This is a genomic window from Flavobacterium limicola (assembly GCF_003634755.1).
Classification (GTDB): Bacteria; Bacteroidota; Bacteroidia; order Flavobacteriales; family Flavobacteriaceae; genus Flavobacterium; species Flavobacterium limicola.
This window is the reverse complement of record NZ_RBXA01000001.1, coordinates 217,705-237,864: the sequence shown is the minus strand read 5'-3', so window position 1 is coordinate 237,864 and position 20,160 is coordinate 217,705. Positions and strand designations below refer to the sequence as shown.

The following is a 20,160-nucleotide window of genomic DNA, read 5'->3' as shown; positions in this document are numbered from 1 at the left end:
TAAGTAATTATTATTAAGGCAGTTGTGTATTTTTTATTACAACGCTCATTAATCTTTCCTCATCAAATTAATTTTAAAAATCCAAAAATTATGAAAACAATAGTCCTATTTAATGTAGTTATTTTGCTGTTTTTATCTTTTATTTGGATAGAGTAAGACATTAATTTAGAGTTTAGTATCTTTTTTTTGAGTGTGTAATTATTGCAAATTTTTTCTGAAGTTTTATACCTCAAAAATTACTCTACTCAAAAGAATGTTTAAAAAACCGAATCACATTTTGTAGATTCAAATCGGTAGGGAAACTAGTTATTTTGCTATCTTTAATTTAAAACCAGTAAAGGAATTCAGATGAATCAATTTTGGCAGAACGCAAAAACAAATTTTAAAACAGCGAGTTTTAGAAAAATAATCAAGAGAATTGGTTTTTTCTTTTTGGGAGTAATTGCGTTTTTTATGCTTTCTTCTGCGCTTTTGGCGCTTTATTTCAACAATAATAAAACGGAAATTATTACCCAGATTAATGCTAAAATAAATGAAAATATTACTGGAAAAATAGATATTGGCGATATTAGATATAAGTTCTTAAAGGGTTTTCCTAATATGACTTTGGCGTTAAGTCAAGTGGAATTGAAAGATAGTTTGTGGGCTGTTCACAAGCGTACGCTGCTTAAAGCAGAACAAATTGAGATTCGGATTGATCTTTGGGATTTGCTTTCAAATGAAATTAATATTGATAAAATTGAAATTAAAAAAGCGACTTTGCATTTGTTTAAAGGAAAGAACGGAATCGTTAATACCGCTATTTTTAGACCAAAGCCAAAAGGCAAAAAATCAGAAAGTTCGACTACTTCCACCATTAATGAAATTGTTTTAGACCAAGTGCATTTCATCTCAGAAAATCAAATGGGTAATAAGTTGTTTGATTTTAATGTTTTGGCTTTGCGAAGTAAAATAGATTTTAATGGGGACAATTGGCATACTAATTTGTATGTGAAAACGCTTGCTAAAAACATGGCTTTCAATACCAAAAGAGGTAGTTTTATCCAAGATAAAATCGTTGAAGGTGTTTTGGCTGTTGACTTTTCGGAACAAAAAAATCAAATTAGTGTAGCAACCGAAAATCTTGAAATAGGAGAAGAACTTTTCGACATTAACGCGCATTTCAGTTTGGATAAAAACAAGTCTCCTTTTGATATTGCGATTAAAACTAACATTTTGTGGAAAGACGCTTCTGAATTATTGAGTGCTAATATCAGCAACCGAATCAATCAATTTGATTTGAAAAAGTCGATAAATGTGGGCTGTACAATTGTGGGCGACATGAATGCTGCAGGAGATCCGGAGATTGTGGTGACTACGAAAATAAAAAATAATGAACTCACGATACCGGACGGAATCATCACTGATTGTAGTTTTGGTGCCACATTCACCAATCAATATAAAAAAGGAGCGGGCTGTAACGACAGTAATTCGACGATTACTTTGACGGATTTTTCGGGAAAATATAAAACCATTCCGTTTACAATTCCAATCGGAATCATTTCTAATTTTGAGAAAACCACAGCGGCAGGAACTTTTAAATCGGATTTTCCAGTTTCCAGATTGAATGAGATAGTCAATGAGGATTTAATGCATTTTTCTGATGGTCAGGCCAAAGTGAATTTGGATTTCAAATTTGACATTAGAGATTTAAAAATACAAAAACCGTTGTTCACGGGAAGTGTAGCCGTTAAAAATGCAACGGTAAATTATGGTCCGCGGAATTTGACTTTCGTAAAAACAGACATTCAGCTTGATTTTACAGAACAAGCTTTATTGATTAAGAAAATTAATTTTAAAGACCGTCGCAACTCGGTTTTTATGGAAGGTAAAATTGATAATTTCCTGACGTTGTATTATGAAAATCCTGAAAAAATGCTTGTTAATTGGGATATTTATGCGCCTTTTCTAGATGTGAAACAGTTTGTGGGTATTTTCACAAGTACTGGAAAAAAAGCTCCAAAGACCAAGAATAAAAAAGATGATTTTTCAGATGAATTGTATTCCGTGATTGAAAAAAGCCAAATGGCGTTACATGTTAAAGCGGATAAAATGGTGTATAGTAAACTCGAGGCGACTAATGCGAAAGCCACGATTTTATTGCAGAACAATAAATTAATTGTAAAAAATGGATTGGTTCAAAGTTCTGGTGGAACGATTTCTTTTGACGGACAATTGGCTCCAAATGGCGAGAACTTCCTTCTGGATTCCAATGCAAAAATCAATCGGGTGGATATTGCCCGATTCCTGACTTCGTTGAATAATTTTGGGATTGAATCCTTTAAACCTAAAAATATAAAAGGATTTCTGTCTGCCTCGGCATCATTGAAAGGAACGCTGCTTTCCGGCGGGCAATTAAAAACAAACTCGCTTTCCGGAGCTGCAAAATTTGATGTAATCCAAGGGGCTTTAATTGATTTTGAACCCATCACAAATATTGCGAAATTCGCTTTTCCTTTTAGGAACGTCAAAAATATAGTGTTTAGGGATTTGTCAGGAAATTTTAAAATTAATGGCGATTTAGTACATGTAAATGATTTGAAAGTAAGTTCCAGCGTTTTAAACTTAGATGTAAACGGCGTTTATTCGTTTAATAGAGGGACAAATCTAGCGATGACTATTCCGCTTAGAAATCCAAAAAAGGATGAGGGTATCACGGATAAAAAGGAGAGAGCTGAAAATAGAACCAAAGGAATTGTATTGCATCTACTGGCGGTTGACGTTGATGGAAAAATAAAAATCAGATGGAATAAAAACCATGAATAAATACCTAAATCACATGAAAAAACTACTAGCAATTCTTATCGTTCTCACTTTATCAGGTTGCAAAAGCATGATGGAGAACCAAACAATTTCAAAAGCAAATATCAATCTCACATTAGATTCTTGGCACAAAGCTGCAGCAAATGCCAATTATGAGGATTATTTCGCGTTAATGGCTGATGATGCTGTTTTCATTGGTACTGATGCGACTGAGAATTGGAATAAAAAAGCTTTTCAAGCGTATGCAAAACCGCATTTTGACAAAGGGAAAGCGTGGAATTTTACGGCTCTGGAACGTCATGTTTATTTTGATGCAACAGGTAAAACGGCTTGGTTTGACGAGTTGTTGAATACCCAAATGAAAATTTGTCGTGGTTCAGGTGTTTTGGTAAAAATAGGGAACGAGTGGAAAATAAAACAGTACGTTTTGTCGATGACGATTCCAAATGAAAATTCGAATGAAGTCATAAAAGTTAAGACTTCTCTGGAAGATGCGATGATAAAAACGTTACAGTCCAAACAATAGTTTTATTTAATGTCATCGGCGAATAGCAATTCGGCTAGGCGGTCGTCTCTTAAATAGATATCGTTATAAAAACTTATTTCTCCGGAATCATTAACCCAAGCGGTAAAATATCCAATGTGGATTGGAATTTTCTTTTTCAGGATGCACACTGTTTCCTTTTCTCCTTTCATTGCTTCATTGATGCGTTCGACAGGCCAATCGAGGTCGTCTTTTAAAATCAACAGTGCCAATTCTTTTGCTTTCTCTAAATTGATGCAGCCGTGGCTATATGCTCGGTACTCGTATTGAAATAAATCTTTAGATGGTGTATCGTGTAAATAGATGTCTTCTGAATTTGGAAACACAAATTTAATCAGTCCCAAGGAGTTTTTAGGTCCCGGTTTTTGCCTTGCATTCCCTTTGTTCCATTCGATATTATGTTTGGCCAGATAGTTTTCATCCAGAGCCATCGCATCTTTTATTTCGTTTTCAATGATGCTTTTCGGGATGTTCCAATACGGACTGAATACTATTTTGCTAATACTGCTACTAAGAACAATAGTTTCGGTCATATTTTTGCCTACAAAAACTTTGGATTCCAATTCGTTTTTACCATTTTTTTTAAAGAAAAACCGATACGAAGGGATGTTTATAATAATGTATTCGTCCGTTTTTGTTAATGCTGGGTCAATCCATCTACAGCGTTCCATGTTGGCTATTATGGTTTTAATGTGTTTTTCGATGGGAATATTCATGCGTTGAATATGCTTAGAGGCAATCAGATAATCTATATTGAAGCCATTTCGTTTTTTGTAATTCACTATTCCAGCCATCAATTCGGCATCGTAGACATTGCTTTTTGAATCGGCTTTTAGATCTCCGGTAATGGCAAGACGCTGCCTGATTTGTCCAATGGTTGTTGCGCTATCACTTGGTTTGTATGTTTTGTCCAAAGAATCGATTGCTATGGGATTCCAGTCTCCGTTTTTTTGTATTTGTCGGTATTTTTTTAAAACATCGCGCAGTTTGTAATATTGTCCAAAGAGCCGTTGTTCATTTTTACGTAATAATTCAGGATCAACTAATAAAGAATCCAATAGATTCTCGTACGACAGATTTTTTCGAGGTAAAAACCATCCCATTTCTTTGACTTTTTCAGCATCAATTCCGTCATATACTTTTTTAGCATAAAACACGTACATGGAGGACAAAAGCAGTTCTGTGTCGGTTTGGGACAAATCATTGACGGATGCGTCGCTAAAAATCCCGTCAATCTTGTCTTTGTAGGCTAGACGTGATTTTAAGCCTTCTTCCTCCAATAGATTTACTTTAGAATATAGCAAATTGGCAAACTCGATAAGTCCTTCGTGGTCATGCCAAATAGCATTGTAATTTCGTTTTTTGTATAAAGCAATAACATCTGATTTGTATTTTTTTAAATTATTATATTTCTTAAAAAAACGGTAAACAATCGTGCTGTCAATGGCTATTTTTGATTTATCAAATATTGATTCTTTTAATTCTTGGGTAGGAAAAGTTTTGTCAGCCATCAGGTTTTTATTTCTAATGCTGGAAACATTGGCAAATGAAAAACCAAATAAAATAACAGCAACCGATAAAACGAAGTTTTTCATGGCTAAATTATTTTCTATAAAGGTAAAAAAAATAGATAGTATGGATAAAAATATAACTTTAATTAACTCTATTTCAGTAATATTAACTAATATTAATACTATTTGTTTTCAATACCACGGTAATCTAGTTTCTGATTGATGTCAAATTAGAAAAGCCATTAATTGTAAACAATTCTTTTAATTTATTCAGTGAAATCAATGCGCCAGTTAAAGATATCATTGTTAGAAAAGGCAGCTAATTAAATAATTTTTTAATATCAACAGTTCTAGCGTGTTTTTTTTCTTCTGTAGGTCATCCAGTCTTATATATTTCCTTAATTTTGCCGAAATATTCTAAAAAAGTGGGAAGTAAAAATAAATTAAAGAGATTCAAGGAAAACGAGACATTTAACAATGTTTTTCAACCAACAAGAGAAGAAGTGGTGGGCGATTTATTTCCGTTGAAAGGGAAATGGAATTCGGATTTCTTCAAAAATGAAAATCCATTAGTGCTGGAATTAGGCTGTGGAAAAGGAGAATATTCTGTGGGTCTTGCCGAAAGATATCCCAATAAGAACTTTGTGGGAATTGATATTAAAGGAGCCCGTTTCTGGCGTGGTGCAAAAACGGCTGTAGATACCGGATTGCATAATGTGGCCTTTATTAGAACCCAAATCGAATTGATTAACCATATTTTTGCTGAAAATGAAGTGGACGAAATCTGGATTACTTTCCCGGATCCACAAATCAAATACAAACGTACGAAACACAGAATGACGAATTCGGAGTTTTTGAAGTTGTATAAAAAAATCCTTAAGAAAGATGGTGTTGTGAACTTAAAAACGGATAGTGAATTCATGCACGGCTATACACTGGGGTTATTGCATGGAGAAGGACACGAAGTTTTATATGCCAATCATAATGTGTATGTAAACGAGGGTAGTCCGGAGGAAGTGACTGCTTTTCAGACATTTTATGAAAAACAATATTTGGAAGTTAACAAAGCAATTACGTATATTCGATTTAAAATTAAAGAATAAATTTACATTTATATCTGGAATAAGTTCCTTTTTTTGAATATTTGCACTTTGCCTATGAATTTAATCACTTCTTTGTTATTGGGTTTTATTACTGCTTTTGTAGGGATTACGCCACCTGGGTTGATCAATATGACAGCAGCTAAAGTGAATATCAAGGAAGGAAAGAAAAGTGCTTATTGGTTTGTTTTAGGTGCGGTAATTGTAATCTTCTTTCAGGCAGCACTTGCTCTATTATTTGCGCAATTCATCAAACAGCGTCCTGATGTGATTGTTTTATTGCGTGAAGTTGGCTTTGGGATATTTGCAGTCTTGACTGTCTATTTTTTACTGATTGCAAAAAAGCCCAAAAAGAAAAAAGAGAAGATTAAAAAAAAGAGTACGACCACACGCTTTTTTTTAGGAATGTTGCTTTCGGCTCTTAACTTTTTCCCTATTCCTTACTATGTTTTTGTAAGTGTCACATTAGCCTCATACAATTTATTTTATTTTGATATGACCCATGTTTTTATTTTTGTAACAGGGGTAGTATTGGGGTCTTTTGTTGTTTTTTATTTTTATATTACTTTCTTTCAGAAAATACAGGACAAAACAGATTATTTGATGCGTAATATGAATACCATCATAGGCAGCATTACTGGTTTGATTTCCTTGATTACTTTAATTAATATTATTCGTTATTATTTGAAGTAGATTTATAACTAAAGTGATAATAGAATGTCTTTTTATTAGATTTAGAAACCATGTCGAATGATAATTTTTTTGAAAGAGTATATGCCATAGCCAGACAAATTCCGTACGGAAAAGTAACATCTTATGGGGCTATTGCAAAGGCTTTAGGAACGGCTCGTTCTGCTCGAATGGTGGGTTGGGCAATGAATGCATCTCATAATCTGGACGATGTTCCGGCGCATCGTGTGGTGAATAGAAAGGGCTTGCTCACCGGTAAATTGCATTTTGACGGTACTAATCTGATGCAACAGCTATTAGAAAACGAAGGAATTGTTGTGGTGGATAACCAAATTGTAGATTTCGAAAAACATTTCTGGGAACCAATGGTTCGACTTGAATAATTCACTGCAGTCCCAGATCGTTGCCACAAGAAATTTTTTATATAAAAACTTTAAAATTCGCCAATAATCAGTCTCAATTTGCGGATCAATAAATGCGATACAAATCCTTTATAATAAGAACTTTTCATAGTATCTTTGTAATCTGAAATCAGTTTAAATAAAGATAATATTCTGGCGCTAAAATGCCAATAGAAAACAATAAACTAAAAATGAAATTAGACAGAAAAGACATTCTTAAAGCTTTAGAGACGATAACTATAGCTGGAGAAGGGAAAAATATGGTTGAAAGTGGTGCAATAGCAAATGTGATCACTTTTGGCGATGAAGTAGTAGTGGATTTAGTATTGCACACACCGGCGATGCACATTAAAAAGCGTGCAGAAGACGACATCAGAAAAACAATTCTTGAACTAGTGTCTCCGGATGCTAAAATCAAAATTAATAGTAAAGTTGAGGTTCCGGACAAACCAGAAATCAAAGGAAAATCAATACCGGGAATCAAAAACATCATAGGTGTTGCCTCTGGTAAAGGAGGAGTTGGGAAATCTACTGTTACCGCAAATCTAGCGGTATCACTAGCAAAAATGGGTTTCTCAGTTGGAATCCTTGATGCCGATATTTACGGGCCGTCTATGCCAATCATGTTTGACGTAGAAAATGAAAAACCAGTTTCTGTAACAGTTGACGGGAAATCAAAAATGAAACCTGTTGAAAGTTACGAAGTAAAAATTCTTTCGATTGGATTTTTTACAGCCCCAAGTCAAGCGGTAATCTGGAGGGGGCCAATGGCTTCCAAAGCGTTGAACCAAATGATTTTTGATGCCGACTGGGGAGAATTGGATTTCATGTTAGTCGATTTGCCACCAGGAACGGGAGATATTCACCTTTCTATCGTTCAATCATTGCCTATAACGGGTGTTGTGATTGTAAGTACGCCACAAGCTGTAGCTTTGGCCGATGCCAAAAAAGGAGTTTCAATGTTCATGTCTGAAGCTATAAATGTTCCTGTATTGGGAATTATAGAAAACATGGCGTATTTCACACCAGAAGAATTACCGGAAAATAAATATTACATCTTTGGAAAAGAAGGAGCCAGAAATCTTTCAGAAGACTTAGGCGTGCCGTTCCTTGGTGAAGTGCCTATCGTACAATCCATTCGTGAAGCGGGAGATTACGGTCGTCCGGCAGCAATGCAAACCGGTTCCGTTATTGAAACCGTTTTCGAACAAATCACAAGAAATGTAGTGCAAGAAACCGTAAATAGAAATGAAAGTTTACCTGCGACTGAGGCAGTTAAAATTACTACTATGGCCGGTTGTTCAGCAGTAAAAAAATAGAAATTAGAATCTTTTGAAAATGATTTTTAATCTTTCAATTTTCTAATCTTTCAATCTTTAAATAAAGAAAATGACAACAGAAGAATTATTTGTAGAAGTTCAAAAAGCACTTGAAGAAATCAGACCTTTTTTGAATTCTGACGGCGGTGATATCACATTGATTTCCATCGAGGACGACAAACACGTAAAAGTACGTCTAGAGGGAGCATGCACCAGTTGCAGTGTAAACCAAATGACACTCAGAGCCGGCGTGGAAACTACCATCAAAAAGTTTGCACCACAAATAGAGACTGTTGTAAATATTCTATAAATATTTTGGGCGTGACCCTTTTTAGAAAAAAGGCTACTTGTTTTAACGGGTAAAGGCCTTTTTTCTTAAAACCGTCGGGCTATACGCGCTACTTCGGTAGCTGGCTTTTATCCCTCACGCAATCCAGTACTCAATAATCAATACCGATTGGTTAAAACCAAACACCCACAATCACATGGATGTATTAATAAAAATTAAAGATAGAGAAGGAGTAGTGCATGAATTACAAGCTCCTACAGATATGGCCATGAATATCATGGAATTATGTAAAGCCTATGAGCTTCCTGTAGAAGGGACTTGTGGCGGAATGGCCATGTGTGCTTCTTGTCAATGTTACGTTCTTAATGACGTGCCTTTGCCGGCAATGGGCGAGGATGAAGAAGCGATGTTGTCAGAAGCATTCTACGTAAAATCAAACAGTCGTTTGGGCTGTCAAATACCAATCACCGAAAGTCTCGAAGGATTAGAACTGGAGTTAGCTCCGGAAAATTAATGATAAAGCGTTTGCTGAGGCAAACGTTTTATTTATTTATAATCCTTTAGATTGGTAGGGCCTTCCAGTACTTCTCTAACAACTTGCAGAATGCCATTTTCCTTAGTGTCGATAAACCACTTTATAAGTGTTATCGTTCCATTTACTATTTCAATCCCGGTGATACTTCTAGGATGAACGCAGCTTCCGTCATTGAAATAAGGTGTCGCGTTCTGACTTGGGTAAGAAAAACTAGGGCGGTGCGTGTGGCCCACAATAGTAATTTTGCGATTGTTGTTCTCAATCCATTTTTTGATACGTAGTTCGATTTTTATTCGTTCCACATAATTTTTGGCGGGACTTGTAGGATCGGATATTCCCCAGATTTGTAATGGCTTCCATAATAATCGCACCATGGTTCTGTTGATTTTCCAACCTACATAATTCATAAAATCAGCTTGATGACCATGGGTCAAAAATAGTTCTTGTTTGGTTTCCTGATGAACTAAAACGATTGCTTCGTGACATTTTATACCAGTAAACAAGGGCTCAATTCTGTCGTTCTGTGTATTTGTATAGGTGGTAAGTGTTTTTTCTACATGATCTTTATCTCGAAAAGTCATTTCATGATTTCCCCAAATCTTATAATATCTATTGGAATCGTGAAATTTCTTTAGTAAAAGATACACGTTTTTGTGTGCTTCAAAAATGGTTTTAAAAAAAATGTTCTCCCATAATTCATCTCCATCTCCCAACTCACAATAAGAAAAGCCATCGTTGTAATATTGGGTCATCGCATGAAAATACACATTTCGATTGCTTGCAAAATCATCCGCAAAACTATTATCACTTCTGTGGCAGTCACTAAAAAGAATGAATTTTGATTGATCGTCAAAAGGAATTCTGTGGGCTTCTTTGTAAGCTCTAGTCAATCGTTCTTGGGAAGACATTTATTTAATTTAAAAAATAAAGATAAAAAAAATAGCTAATAAAGCTATTTTTTCATTGGTATTATTTGAAGAAGTTGTTTTTCATTAATTTGAAATTAGATCTAATTCATTTCTAAGCGATACTTACATTTATTTGGGTAAATTGGGTCTATGCCAATTCTACATTCATCATGATAGTCTCTTCAATAGCATCCCAAAGACCAATACGTTTTTCTAAGGCTAATTTAGAAACCTCTTCTACATCGAACCATTTTTGTGCATCCGTACCGCAAAGTTCTGTGATCATTTTCATTGCCATTGGTCCGTGTTCGTTAGCATCTAATTCGATGTGTCTTTCAAAATAATAAATGAGTTTACTCAAATCCGTTTGCGGGAAATTTGATTGAAAATTTTTCAAGATTTCAGTGAACATACTTGGAATTAAATCTTCTCTTCCAAAAGTAAAAGCGGCCGCTATTTCATGGGATTTCCCTTCTTCAATGACTCTGAAAGTAAAGTCTAAAAAAGCTTTGATATTTGGGTGTAAATGACTGGTTTTAATCGCAACAAATATGTTTTTAAGTGAATCCACTTCAGATAAAAAATCTTCAATTCCAGCGGTGTTTGCTCCACAGGCTTTCATTGCTTCAATATACATTTCGTAATGACTGGAACGGTTTCCGTCTAGTGTTAAATCAGATTCTTCGGCAAGTACTATTTCATTTATCAAATATCTTGTTTCAGGATTTTGAGTGGCAAACCATGGAGTTGTTGTACAGGTCAGTTTAGATTGTAGTGCTTTTAATAACGACATGAAATCCCAAACTGCATAGACATGATTTTCTAGAAAACACTGTAAATCCTCAATAGTTTTTACTTTTTTGTATAAAGAATGTTGTAACAATAGTTCTTTTTGGGGCTGAATGCTATTGTTGATTGTTTCAATATTCATAGGTGGTATTTTTTATGTAAATATAAAAAAGCTTCCTGTTTCCAAGAAGCTTTTTCAATCAATTTTACAAATACTTTAATAATCGTTTACTACTATTTAAAAGCTGGAATTCCGGTAATATCCATTCCGGTAATCAATAGATGGATATCATGTGTTCCTTCGTACGTAATCACCGATTCTAAATTCATCATGTGTCGCATGATAGAATACTCTCCTGTAATTCCCATTCCACCTAGCATTTGTCTAGCTTCGCGAGCAATATGAATCGCCATATCTACATTGTTTCTTTTTGCCATTGAGATTTGAGCAGTTGTTGCTTTGCCTTCATTTCTTAAAACACCTAATCTCCAAGTCAATAATTGTGCTTTAGTGATTTCAGTAATCATTTCGGCTAGTTTCTTTTGTTGTAATTGAGTTCCTGCAATAGGTTTGTCAAACTGGATTCTTTCTTTTGCGTAACGCAGCGCCGTATCATAACAGTCCATTGCAGCACCAATAGCACCCCAAGCAATTCCGTAACGTGCTGAATCAAGACAGCCAAGTGGTGCTCCTAATCCAGATTTATTTGGTAATAAGTTTTCTTTCGGAACTTTTACATTGTCAAAAATTAATTCTCCAGTAGACGATGCACGAAGTGACCATTTGTTATGTGTTTCTGGAGTAGAAAAACCTTCCATTCCGCGTTCTACAATTAAACCGTGAATTCTTCCTTCTTCATTTTTTGCCCAAACTATTGCAATATCCGCAAACGGCGCATTTGATATCCACATTTTGGCACCATTCAATAAATAATGATCGCCCATATCTTTGAAGTTGGTAATCATACTTCCTGGATCTGAACCATAATTAGGTTCCGTTAATCCAAAACATCCCATGTATTCGCCAGTGGCTAACTTAGGTAAATATTTTACGCGTTGCTCTTCATTCCCGTATTTCCAAATTGGATACATCACTAAAGAGGATTGTACAGAAGAAGTAGATCGAACGCCAGAATCACCGCGCTCAATTTCCTGCATAATCAAACCGTATGAAATTTGGTCTAAACCTGCTCCGCCATATTCTTCCGGAATATAAGGGCCAAATCCGCCAATTTCGCCCAAACCTTTTATGATTTGTTTTGGAAATTCGGCTTTTTGAGCATATTCTTCTATTATAGGAGAAACTTCTTTTTTTACCCACGCACGTGCGGAGTCACGCACTAGTTTGTGCTCTTCGGTTAGTAAGTCGTCGAGTAAGTAATAATCTGGAGATTGAAATAAGTCTGGTTTCATGGATGTTAATTTTAATGTAATGCAAATTTACATAAAGAAATATAACAAAAGCATTAACAAATGTTATATTTTTATGTTGTAACCTAGAAGTAAATGATTTTATAAATAAAAAGGGGGTTTTTGAAAGCTCGTTTTATTTAAAAATCAATATACTAATTTACAATAAAATAATTAGTTCTCGTTGGAAATTTATTTGGAGTAATAGTGCTGTTGTTTTTAGTTGTGATTTTGAATTACATCTTCAAGTAAAAATCCTTAGTCAATTCAATGTATTCGGTAGTATAAATGTGTCGGGAAGTTTCGATAATCAATTCGTCAATAGGAAAGTCAATTTTTTCATTTCGGATAAAAGCCAATAAACTACGCTTGATTTCGGTGGTTGGATTTCTTTTTAGTCTAGTGATTTTTAATTGGTATAATTCTAATGTTGTGGCTAGAGCCAAGAAAGTTTCTTCTTGTTTTAAAGGAATAATTACTGCGAATATTCCGTTTTCCGAAAGTAACAAGTCGGAAGCTTCAATAAAATCTTCAAAAGGCATTGCGTCAGCAAAACGGGCTCGATTCCGCTGCTCGTTATCAGTTTTGTAATCTTCGGTATTAAATGGAGGGTTCGAAACAATTATATCGTATTGTTGTGCCAATTCGCTATGGCTCGGATCATCTTCGGGTTCTTCTATAATTTCGTCTAAACCGGCATGAAAACAAAATAAGCGATCGCCTCAAGGCGAATTTTCGAAAATATCAGTCGCTTTTTAGTAGGCGTCTTCGTCAGTTTCTAAAGTATCTTTTTGTTGTGCGTTGCTTCGTTGTGCAAGCATCAAGGCAATGATTCCCGTTCCGGCACCAATATCTATATACTAAAAGGATTATTGGTGATGGGAGCCCAAGCACCAAGAAGAACTCCATCGGTGCCAATTTTCATAGCGCAACGGCCTTGTTCGACAGCAAATTGTTTGAATTGGAATTTAGACATGAAAATAATATAAATTAAAACATTAAGAAATTAAGGGAATTAAGAAAAAGACTCAATGAACCTTAATTTCTTAATGTTTTAAAAAATAAATTGCTAAATATTCCAAGGCCTTTGTCATTAAAACCTATAGTCAATCTTTAACAGTACATATCGAGATAACAAACGATATTCTGTAGAAGATACAGAGATATCACTCACATAGTATTCGGTGAATTTTTTAGTATTGAAAAGATTTTTGCCAGAGATAACAAACGATAATTTATTGTCTTTGACAGTGTACTTTGATTCTAAATCTAAGAAGTAATAACGGTTGTTGTTTTTGTTTAGGTTGCCAAAAAAGTAGCGCTCACTTTGAAGATCGACATTGAATTTATTAGAAAAATTAAAATTTAAATCCAAAAAACTCATATTGTTTGTATTTGTATTTACAATCGATGTTTCCACTTCGCTTGTTGTCCATTTACTACCTATATGATAGTTGAAAATTCCTTTGAAACCTGACCTCAGTTCAAAGCTATAATTGTAATTTTTAGAAGTTACTTCCCGGAAATCAGTGCTATTTACGATGTTTTTATAATTGGATTTCGAATAACTCGAAGTCAGTTTTAGATTGGAACTAATATATTTAATAAAATAATCAGCATTGGTACTCAAACTAAACATATCACGGTTTTTGATGATGATTTTTTCTGTTTGCGAATAATTAGGAGCTAAAGTTGTGTTAGTGGAATAAAAATCATGGTCTTTGTTATAAACCGCCGAAAAATTAGAAAAAAACTTATTGCCCCAATTGCCTATGCCATAATTGAAAAAGAATGTGCACGCGTTGAGCTGGTTTAAGCTAGTAACGCCTTTATCAAAGTTTCGATAACTTGTAAGTACGTAATCAGAATAGATATCAAGAATTTTAGCATTGGTCGTGTTGTAAGAATAAGAGGTGACTACTTTGTTGTTTGTGTTGATTTCCCAGTTCATGCCAATTTTTGGATTCACAAAAAAAGGTTGTTGCTTTTGCTCCTCATCAAAAAAAGTAAAATGATTAATAAGTTGGTGTGCATCTATTTGAGCAACAAGGCCATACTTTCCTTTTTTGTACAAATATTTCGATTTAAAATAAAAATCGCTGCTGTTGTATTGTACTTGGTTCTGGTAATCTTGCGAAGCTACTGTGCTTGTATTGTTGGTTTCAAAAAGCAAGGATGTATTTAAAATATCTTGACGGAATTTAAAACCCGCTTGTATTTCTAGTAAATTATCGTTCTTTTTTCGGTCTAGCAAATGGCCATCGATGGCGCCAAATTGCATTTTGTTTTCACTCATTTGCGACAAAGCCTCAGTATTGCTTTGCGAAGGGAATAAATCAGGAAACAAAAACGAATTAATGTTATATTGTTGTGGCGATTTCTCATTGATATATCGTCCAGATATAATAAACACTTTTTTGTCGGATATTTTATTGGTAAAAACCAATTTTTGATCAATCAATTGGTTGTCTTCCTTAAGTTTTTCAATGGTTGGATCATTGTTGAATACCAAACTGGACTGACTTTCATGTCGACCATTGTTGTACTTACTAGTAAATTCCAACATTTTGGTTTTGGACACATCATAAATCAAATCAATTTTCCCAAAACCAATGACCTTTTTTTTCTCCAAAGCATAATCTTCGGTATTAGTAAAAGAGGTATTGTTGATTTTGTAAGATTGGAATCCATTTCTAAAAAAATCATTTTCATCCCAATTGAAAAAGCCCAAGGTTTTCATTTTAACTTTTGGAGATAACGTAAATATTGTATTAAGCGATGTCATTTCGGCATTATTAAAATTGGTGATTTCTTTTTTTAACGATGGACTTGCACTATTTAAACTTAACAAACTATTTGACTGTTCATCATCACCCAAAGTTCCTATGTCATCCATTCGAAACGGCCGAATTAGTTGGTCAATATCACCAGTTGCATCAATTCCTGTATTGTTGAGGTTACCAATGAGGTAATATTTGGCTTTTTTTCCAAAAGACATTAAGTTGGTTCTTAGTTCATATCTATTTTCACTTACCACTCCATAACCCAAACTCATGTTGCCAAACCACTGCAATTTTAAATCTTTTTTAAGTTTTAAATTGATAGCTACTTTGTCGCTGTTTTCAATTCCTTTGAGTAGTCTATTGTTAGAGTATTTTTGGTAAATTTCTACTTTATCGATTGTGTTAGCATTCAAGTTTTTCGTCAGTAATTTGTAGCCCCGTTCAAAAAAATCGTCACCTTCTACCATTACTTTTTCAATTTCTTTGCTTCCAATTTTAATCGTACCATCCTCGCTTACATTTACACCCGGTAAGTTTCGTAATAAATCTTCAACCACAGTTTCATTACCTTTTAAAAATGTTTTCACATTAATCGTAATGGTATCTTTTTTGATTGTTACGGGTCTTTCCGACTGTACAATTACTTCTTTGAGGACTAGTTGCTCGTTACTTAACACTGCGTTTTGTACAGATGCTTTATTGGGCTCTATTTCTACTGAAAAAGTAGCTGTTTTATAGGACATGGCACTAAAACTAAGCTCAAAGGTCCCTGTTTTTTTTGTTGTCAGACTGTAATTCCCATCTTTATCAGAAGTGGTGTAAGCATCAATTGCATTGCTCCCGGTTGGCTTGATGTATACATTCACTAACGGAATGGGATTTTTTGTAATGTCATGTATGTGACCTGTCAGAGTCGATTGTGCTTGTATGGAAAAGCTTACTAAAAAGAGAAAGAGGAATTTGTTCATTTTCGTATCGTCGTATTAGAATGTAATACGTTATTTTTATTTTATATCATCGAAACTTTTTTCAATAAAATCATTTTCATCAACTCCTTTTGTTTCAGTTTTTGTACTAGTAATTTTTACATCTCTAGGTAAAGAAGTTCTTATTTTCATTGAAATATCTTCTTCTATTTTTTTGTACATAGCAATAGTCTTGTCTTTAGCAATGATAGGTGTAGCGTATTTTTTAACAATAAATTTATCTTGATTTATTTCTATTGATTTATTTAGTGTTACACTTTCAGCAAAAAACATAAATGTTTTTGTTTCGTCTTGGGCTTCCAATATTACACCAGGCAATCCGTTTAATTTCCATGGACCAAAACTTACGGGAATTTCATTGGTAATCCATACCTTATAAATTCTACCACGAAATTTCCCTATAGCTTTTTTACATAGATATTGACTTATCTTTTTTGTTTCGTCACTTATTTCTCAATCAATAATTCTCGTTTTATCTTTTACGTAAAGCGTATCATTTTTATTTGATAATCCTACAGGAAGATAAATGTTTTCAATAATTAAACCTTCTTTTAAATTGGTATACATCCCTAATGCTTCCGGAATCGTCGAATCTAAGTTGAAACTTAAATGAACTTCATTCTTTTCATCATCGGACTTAACAGCAACCTTTTTTTCATTTTTTTTATAGTTTTCTTAAATAGACTTTCAGTTTGAGAAAATGAAAGGGTTGATTTGTAGTAACCTCCATCATTTACATAATAAGAATATACAATTTCACCTGTCGAATTTTGGCTAAGTAGATAAAAGGGTAATAATAGGAGAATGAGTAATGATTTCATTGCTTTTTAATGTCAGTTGCTGCAGTATTTGTAGGGAAGGGTCTAATTTTTGCAATCTTTACATCTTAATCTAATTCAATTCCTCTTTTTAAAATAGGCGTAGATACATTTATTTTCAAACGCTCTCCTTTTGAAACTTTACTTTCCAAAATTTTAGCTCGCTCTTCCATTTTAGCTTTTTGCTTGATCAATTGTGCACTAGTAATTATTTTAGCTTCTTCTCTTGATATTAACTTGTATTTAAGATCTATACCATTTACTTCACTTTGAAAAGGGATTTCTATTTTTTTAACAGAAAAAATCACTTCATTTTTGGAATCCGAAAGTTCAATAATTAATCCAGGTAGTCCTTTAAATTTCCATGGTCCCAACGGTATTGGAATAGAAGTAGCGTACCATGCAGTGTACGAGCGTCCTCTAAAGTCGCAAGTCGCTTTGAAACAAAATAAATTGCCTATTTTTTTTTCTTCGTTTACTAGCTCCCATTCTTGTTTTGTTTCATTTTCAAAAATAACTTCATTGCCACCTAAAGCATATAAAGCCGATTTTTTTAAATCATTAAAAATAGCATAATTAGTAGTATCTGATTTTCTTATATTAATTGAGGTGTTGTTATTGCTCACTTTGTTTTCAGTAACTACATCTCCAATATCTTTGCTACGATAATTAAACCTCGAAAAGGAGTCGTTAAACAATAATGAAGCAGTATAATTATCATACGAAATTCCAGAATAAATCATCATTTCATAATCTATTTGCCCAGTAGAAATAAAGTTTTGAGAGAAACTATTTGTTGCAAATAAAAGCAAAAGAAAAATTTGATTTATTTTCATAAACATTTTTTTTAAATTAGCCCTAACTGCAAAGTTAGGGCTTTTAGATTTTTTAACCTTGTGCCATAGCTACAAGACTTGCACGTAATTTTTTGCCAGCAGCTACAGCTCCCTCACAGCTAGCCGTTACTGAGCCTGAAACGGTAGTTGTTATTTCTCCTCCAACTACTCCAATGCCAGCACTTACAGTAACTGAAACTTCCATTGTAATGGTTACAGTACAAGCCTCCTCAAGTGATTGACTATTAATGTCCTCTATAATTTCATTGGTGTGATTTTTAAAATCATTGATAGAATTAAAATTGTAAACTGTTTTAGCATCAGCAGTTTGAATAGATATAGATGCTTTTTCTGTTCTTACTTCATTTGCTGAATTTAAGGTATGATCAATAGTGTTTGCAGACCCTGTAAAAGAAATCATAACTGTAGCCACTAAGCCAAATAATAATTTTTTCATATTTTTGTTTTTTAATTATTTGCAGTCATACTTTATGTCGTCGAAAACATTTTTGAAGTATGGCTTTTTTTTTGTGGTTGATTTTTTTATAAGAAATGTTACCAAACCAACTCTTTAAAAAGTAACATTAATTTTTGCTTGCAAGCGGTTTATTTAGACGGCTCTATTTTGTGTATAATTTTACAATCTAGAAGCGGCAAAATCTTTTTGACTAACACTATAATTTTGAAAACTGCTGTGTGTTTTCGGTGATTTTTTGTTGATGACTTTTGTTGTATTAAAATCTATTGATTACTAGTTGAAAAAGCCGATTTAAAACTTATTTTAATAAGAATCAAACTATTTTGATTCTTATTATTTTCAATTACCTAAAGACCTCTAAAAGATAGATTTTTTGATGTTGTTAAATTATTATTTTATTAATATTAACCTATTACATCTTAACTGAAGGTATCTTTAAAGAAATTTATTAGCCAAAGGTATTATTGAAATAGTGGTCAGCTTTACACTTTAAGTGTAAATAAAGTTAAATAATAAACTAATCAGAAATAATTAAGTTTCTTTGCATATTTTTTTCATTTCATCTGATTTTCTTTTTACTTTATTCTGATATAATTGATTATCAGATGAAAAAAGATTTTTTTGTATTTGTTTAGAAAATAAAATCGCAATTTTTTTTGAAGATTTAGTAACAAAAGAGCATTCTTCAACGAATTATTTTTTTGGATTTAAGTCGTTCGTTGTCTAAAACATAAATCACCTTTCTATTTATTTTTCTATACATTGGTCGGTTAACTCAATTAATATGCGAAATTTTCTGTTTTTGAAAAAATTCGCACAATTTGCTTTGAACTTAACTCCTTGGAAGAATTCTTTAATTAGGTATTTAATTTTAAAGATAAAATCATTTATTTTGGATTCGTCTTTCTCTTGTTTCTTATAATTTTGTTTAGCTAAATCTGCATCATAATATGTAGATACATGAAATAAAACGCAGTTGTATTTCATGGAATATTAAGTGCTCACTCTTGTATAGGAATGATGTTATTTGGGTTTTGCGGAATTTTGTTCTAAACCAACTAAGAATATGTTTTTTTACGGTATAAAGGGCTCGTTGTTTCCAACGATGGTTAGAAATAGACTATTGCATTTTACAAAAGGACTTCACGGTTCTTTCTTTTGAAAGTTGAATTTGTTAATTGAATGTAGTTTAATTAACTACATCTTCAAATAAAAATCCTTAGTCAGGGCAATGTATTCTGGGGTGTAAATATGTCTCGCGGTTTCGATAATTAATTCATCAACTGGGAAATTCATACTTTCATTTCGGCTAAAAGCCAATAAACTGCGTTTGATTTCGGTAGTTGGAGTTCCTTTTACTCTTGTGATTTTTAAGGGGTATAACTCGAATGCTGCGGCTAGAGCCAAAAAATTTTGCTCTTCTTTGTAAGGAATAATTACAGCGAATATTCCGTTTTCCGAAAGTAATAAATCAGCAGCTTCAATTAAATCTTCAAAAGGCATTGCGTCAGCAAAACGGGCTAAATCGCGCTGTTCGTTGTCAGATTTGTATTCATCGGTATAAAAAGGAGGATTGGAAACAATTAAATCGTATTCGTCTTCTGGTTCTTCTACAAATTCGTCTAATCCTGCATGAAAACAAAATAAGCGATCACTCCAAGGGGAGTTTTCAAAATTATCTACGGATTGCTCGTACGCTTCTTCATCAATTTCTAACGCATCAATTTGTTCGGCATGACTTCGTTGTGCTAGCATCAAAGCAATTAGACCGGTTCCGGTTCCAATATCCAAAATGCTAAAGGGTTGGTTTTCCAAAGGCGCCCAAGCACCAAGTAAAACACCATCTGTTCCAATTTTCATGGCACAACGATCTTGCTGGATTGAGAATTGCTTGAATGAAAACATGATGATTTCAGATTGAGGATTAACGATTTTTGATTGCAGATTTCAGCAGCTTAAAA

Annotated in this window: 17 protein-coding genes and 1 pseudogene; 8 read left to right on the top strand and 10 right to left on the bottom strand. The window is 33.6% G+C overall.

All coding sequences use genetic code 11. The annotated features are described in order from the left end of the window. The first annotated feature begins 348 nt into the window (after window positions 1-348). Complete coding sequence (locus tag BC952_RS01020; protein WP_121363877.1) at window positions 349-2,805, top strand: AsmA family protein; 2,457 nt, start codon at window positions 349-351, stop codon at window positions 2,803-2,805. Between the two features lie 13 nt (window positions 2,806-2,818). Then, window positions 2,819-3,328, top strand: coding sequence for a nuclear transport factor 2 family protein (locus tag BC952_RS01015; protein WP_121364897.1), 510 nt, complete (start codon window positions 2,819-2,821; stop codon window positions 3,326-3,328). Window positions 3,329-3,330: 2 nt separating this feature from the next. Here BC952_RS01015 and BC952_RS01010 read toward each other — a convergent pair whose 3' ends face one another. Next, window positions 3,331-4,941 carry a L,D-transpeptidase family protein gene (locus BC952_RS01010; RefSeq protein ID WP_121363876.1) on the bottom strand — a complete coding sequence of 537 codons (1,611 nt, stop codon included), beginning with the start codon at window positions 4,939-4,941 and terminating at the stop codon, window positions 3,331-3,333. A gap of 341 nt (window positions 4,942-5,282) precedes the next feature. Here BC952_RS01010 and trmB point away from each other — a divergent pair, with 341 nt between their 5' ends. The 6 genes from trmB (at window position 5,283) to BC952_RS00980 (ending at window position 9,170) form a co-directional block, all read left to right on the top strand. Continuing rightward, entirely contained in the window at window positions 5,283-5,960 is a 678-nt protein-coding gene (gene trmB, locus BC952_RS01005; RefSeq protein ID WP_121364896.1) for a tRNA (guanosine(46)-N7)-methyltransferase TrmB, read from the top strand. 54 nt (window positions 5,961-6,014) lie between these two features. Further along, window positions 6,015-6,650, top strand: coding sequence for a LysE family transporter (locus tag BC952_RS01000; RefSeq protein ID WP_121363875.1), 636 nt, complete (start codon window positions 6,015-6,017; stop codon window positions 6,648-6,650). Window positions 6,651-6,700: 50 nt separating this feature from the next. Then, window positions 6,701-7,030 (top strand): MGMT family protein, encoded by a 330-nt coding sequence (locus BC952_RS00995; protein WP_121363874.1) that lies wholly within the window; start codon window positions 6,701-6,703, stop codon window positions 7,028-7,030. A gap of 209 nt (window positions 7,031-7,239) precedes the next feature. Then, window positions 7,240-8,367, top strand: coding sequence for an Mrp/NBP35 family ATP-binding protein (locus BC952_RS00990; RefSeq protein ID WP_121364895.1), 1,128 nt, complete (start codon window positions 7,240-7,242; stop codon window positions 8,365-8,367). Between the two features lie 70 nt (window positions 8,368-8,437). Further along, on the top strand, window positions 8,438-8,677 hold the full coding sequence (locus tag BC952_RS00985; protein WP_113636516.1) for a NifU family protein: 240 nt from the start codon (window positions 8,438-8,440) through the stop codon (window positions 8,675-8,677). Window positions 8,678-8,852: 175 nt separating this feature from the next. After that, the gene (locus BC952_RS00980; protein WP_091172746.1) at window positions 8,853-9,170 is read left to right on the top strand and encodes a 2Fe-2S iron-sulfur cluster-binding family protein; all 318 of its coding nucleotides are present in this window, start codon (window positions 8,853-8,855) and stop codon (window positions 9,168-9,170) included. Between the two features lie 32 nt (window positions 9,171-9,202). Here BC952_RS00980 and BC952_RS00975 read toward each other — a convergent pair whose 3' ends face one another. The 9 genes and pseudogenes from BC952_RS00975 to BC952_RS00930 all read right to left on the bottom strand — a co-directional run bounded on the left by BC952_RS00975 (window position 9,203) and on the right by BC952_RS00930 (window position 20,104). After that, on the bottom strand, window positions 9,203-10,099 hold the full coding sequence (locus BC952_RS00975) for a serine/threonine protein phosphatase (RefSeq protein ID WP_121363873.1): 897 nt from the start codon (window positions 10,097-10,099) through the stop codon (window positions 9,203-9,205). A gap of 148 nt (window positions 10,100-10,247) precedes the next feature. Continuing rightward, window positions 10,248-11,030, bottom strand: a complete 783-nt coding sequence (locus BC952_RS00970; RefSeq protein ID WP_121363872.1) for a DUF3050 domain-containing protein — start codon at window positions 11,028-11,030, stop codon at window positions 10,248-10,250. A 92-nt stretch (window positions 11,031-11,122) separates the two neighbouring features. Further along, window positions 11,123-12,301 carry an acyl-CoA dehydrogenase family protein gene (locus tag BC952_RS00965; RefSeq protein WP_121363871.1) on the bottom strand — a complete coding sequence of 393 codons (1,179 nt, stop codon included), beginning with the start codon at window positions 12,299-12,301 and terminating at the stop codon, window positions 11,123-11,125. A 233-nt stretch (window positions 12,302-12,534) separates the two neighbouring features. Further along, window positions 12,535-13,274 (bottom strand): annotated as a pseudogene (locus BC952_RS00960) (tRNA1(Val) (adenine(37)-N6)-methyltransferase). Between the two features lie 117 nt (window positions 13,275-13,391). Then, entirely contained in the window at window positions 13,392-16,049 is a 2,658-nt protein-coding gene (locus BC952_RS00955; RefSeq protein ID WP_121363870.1) for a carboxypeptidase-like regulatory domain-containing protein, read from the bottom strand. Window positions 16,050-16,085: 36 nt separating this feature from the next. After that, window positions 16,086-16,517, bottom strand: coding sequence for a GLPGLI family protein (locus tag BC952_RS00950; RefSeq protein ID WP_121363869.1), 432 nt, complete (start codon window positions 16,515-16,517; stop codon window positions 16,086-16,088). Window positions 16,518-16,953: 436 nt separating this feature from the next. Further along, window positions 16,954-17,721 carry a GLPGLI family protein gene (locus tag BC952_RS00945; RefSeq protein ID WP_167445661.1) on the bottom strand — a complete coding sequence of 256 codons (768 nt, stop codon included), beginning with the start codon at window positions 17,719-17,721 and terminating at the stop codon, window positions 16,954-16,956. A gap of 52 nt (window positions 17,722-17,773) precedes the next feature. Further along, on the bottom strand, window positions 17,774-18,178 hold the full coding sequence (locus BC952_RS00940) for a hypothetical protein (RefSeq protein WP_121363867.1): 405 nt from the start codon (window positions 18,176-18,178) through the stop codon (window positions 17,774-17,776). Between the two features lie 1,218 nt (window positions 18,179-19,396). Next, window positions 19,397-20,104 carry a tRNA1(Val) (adenine(37)-N6)-methyltransferase gene (locus tag BC952_RS00930; RefSeq protein ID WP_121363865.1) on the bottom strand — a complete coding sequence of 236 codons (708 nt, stop codon included), beginning with the start codon at window positions 20,102-20,104 and terminating at the stop codon, window positions 19,397-19,399. Between the last annotated feature and the right edge of the window lie 56 nt (window positions 20,105-20,160).

Bases quoted from the DNA above. Each gene is read 5' to 3' on its own strand.
- BC952_RS01020 (WP_121363877.1), top strand. From the start codon at position 349: ATGAATCAATTTTGGCAGAACGCAAAAACAAATTTTAAAACAGCGAGT.
- BC952_RS01015 (WP_121364897.1), top strand. From the start codon at position 2,819: ATGAAAAAACTACTAGCAATTCTTATCGTTCTCACTTTATCAGGTTGC.
- BC952_RS01010 (WP_121363876.1), bottom strand. From the start codon at position 4,941: ATGAAAAACTTCGTTTTATCGGTTGCTGTTATTTTATTTGGTTTTTCA.
- BC952_RS01000 (WP_121363875.1), top strand. From the start codon at position 6,015: ATGAATTTAATCACTTCTTTGTTATTGGGTTTTATTACTGCTTTTGTA.
- BC952_RS00995 (WP_121363874.1), top strand. From the start codon at position 6,701: ATGTCGAATGATAATTTTTTTGAAAGAGTATATGCCATAGCCAGACAA.
- BC952_RS00990 (WP_121364895.1), top strand. From the start codon at position 7,240: ATGAAATTAGACAGAAAAGACATTCTTAAAGCTTTAGAGACGATAACT.
- BC952_RS00985 (WP_113636516.1), top strand. From the start codon at position 8,438: ATGACAACAGAAGAATTATTTGTAGAAGTTCAAAAAGCACTTGAAGAA.
- BC952_RS00980 (WP_091172746.1), top strand. From the start codon at position 8,853: ATGGATGTATTAATAAAAATTAAAGATAGAGAAGGAGTAGTGCATGAA.
- BC952_RS00975 (WP_121363873.1), bottom strand. From the start codon at position 10,099: ATGTCTTCCCAAGAACGATTGACTAGAGCTTACAAAGAAGCCCACAGA.
- BC952_RS00970 (WP_121363872.1), bottom strand. From the start codon at position 11,030: ATGAATATTGAAACAATCAACAATAGCATTCAGCCCCAAAAAGAACTA.
- BC952_RS00965 (WP_121363871.1), bottom strand. From the start codon at position 12,301: ATGAAACCAGACTTATTTCAATCTCCAGATTATTACTTACTCGACGAC.
- BC952_RS00955 (WP_121363870.1), bottom strand. From the start codon at position 16,049: ATGAACAAATTCCTCTTTCTCTTTTTAGTAAGCTTTTCCATACAAGCA.
- BC952_RS00945 (WP_167445661.1), bottom strand. From the start codon at position 17,721: ATGAAAATAAATCAAATTTTTCTTTTGCTTTTATTTGCAACAAATAGT.
- BC952_RS00940 (WP_121363867.1), bottom strand. From the start codon at position 18,178: ATGAAAAAATTATTATTTGGCTTAGTGGCTACAGTTATGATTTCTTTT.
- BC952_RS00930 (WP_121363865.1), bottom strand. From the start codon at position 20,104: ATGTTTTCATTCAAGCAATTCTCAATCCAGCAAGATCGTTGTGCCATG.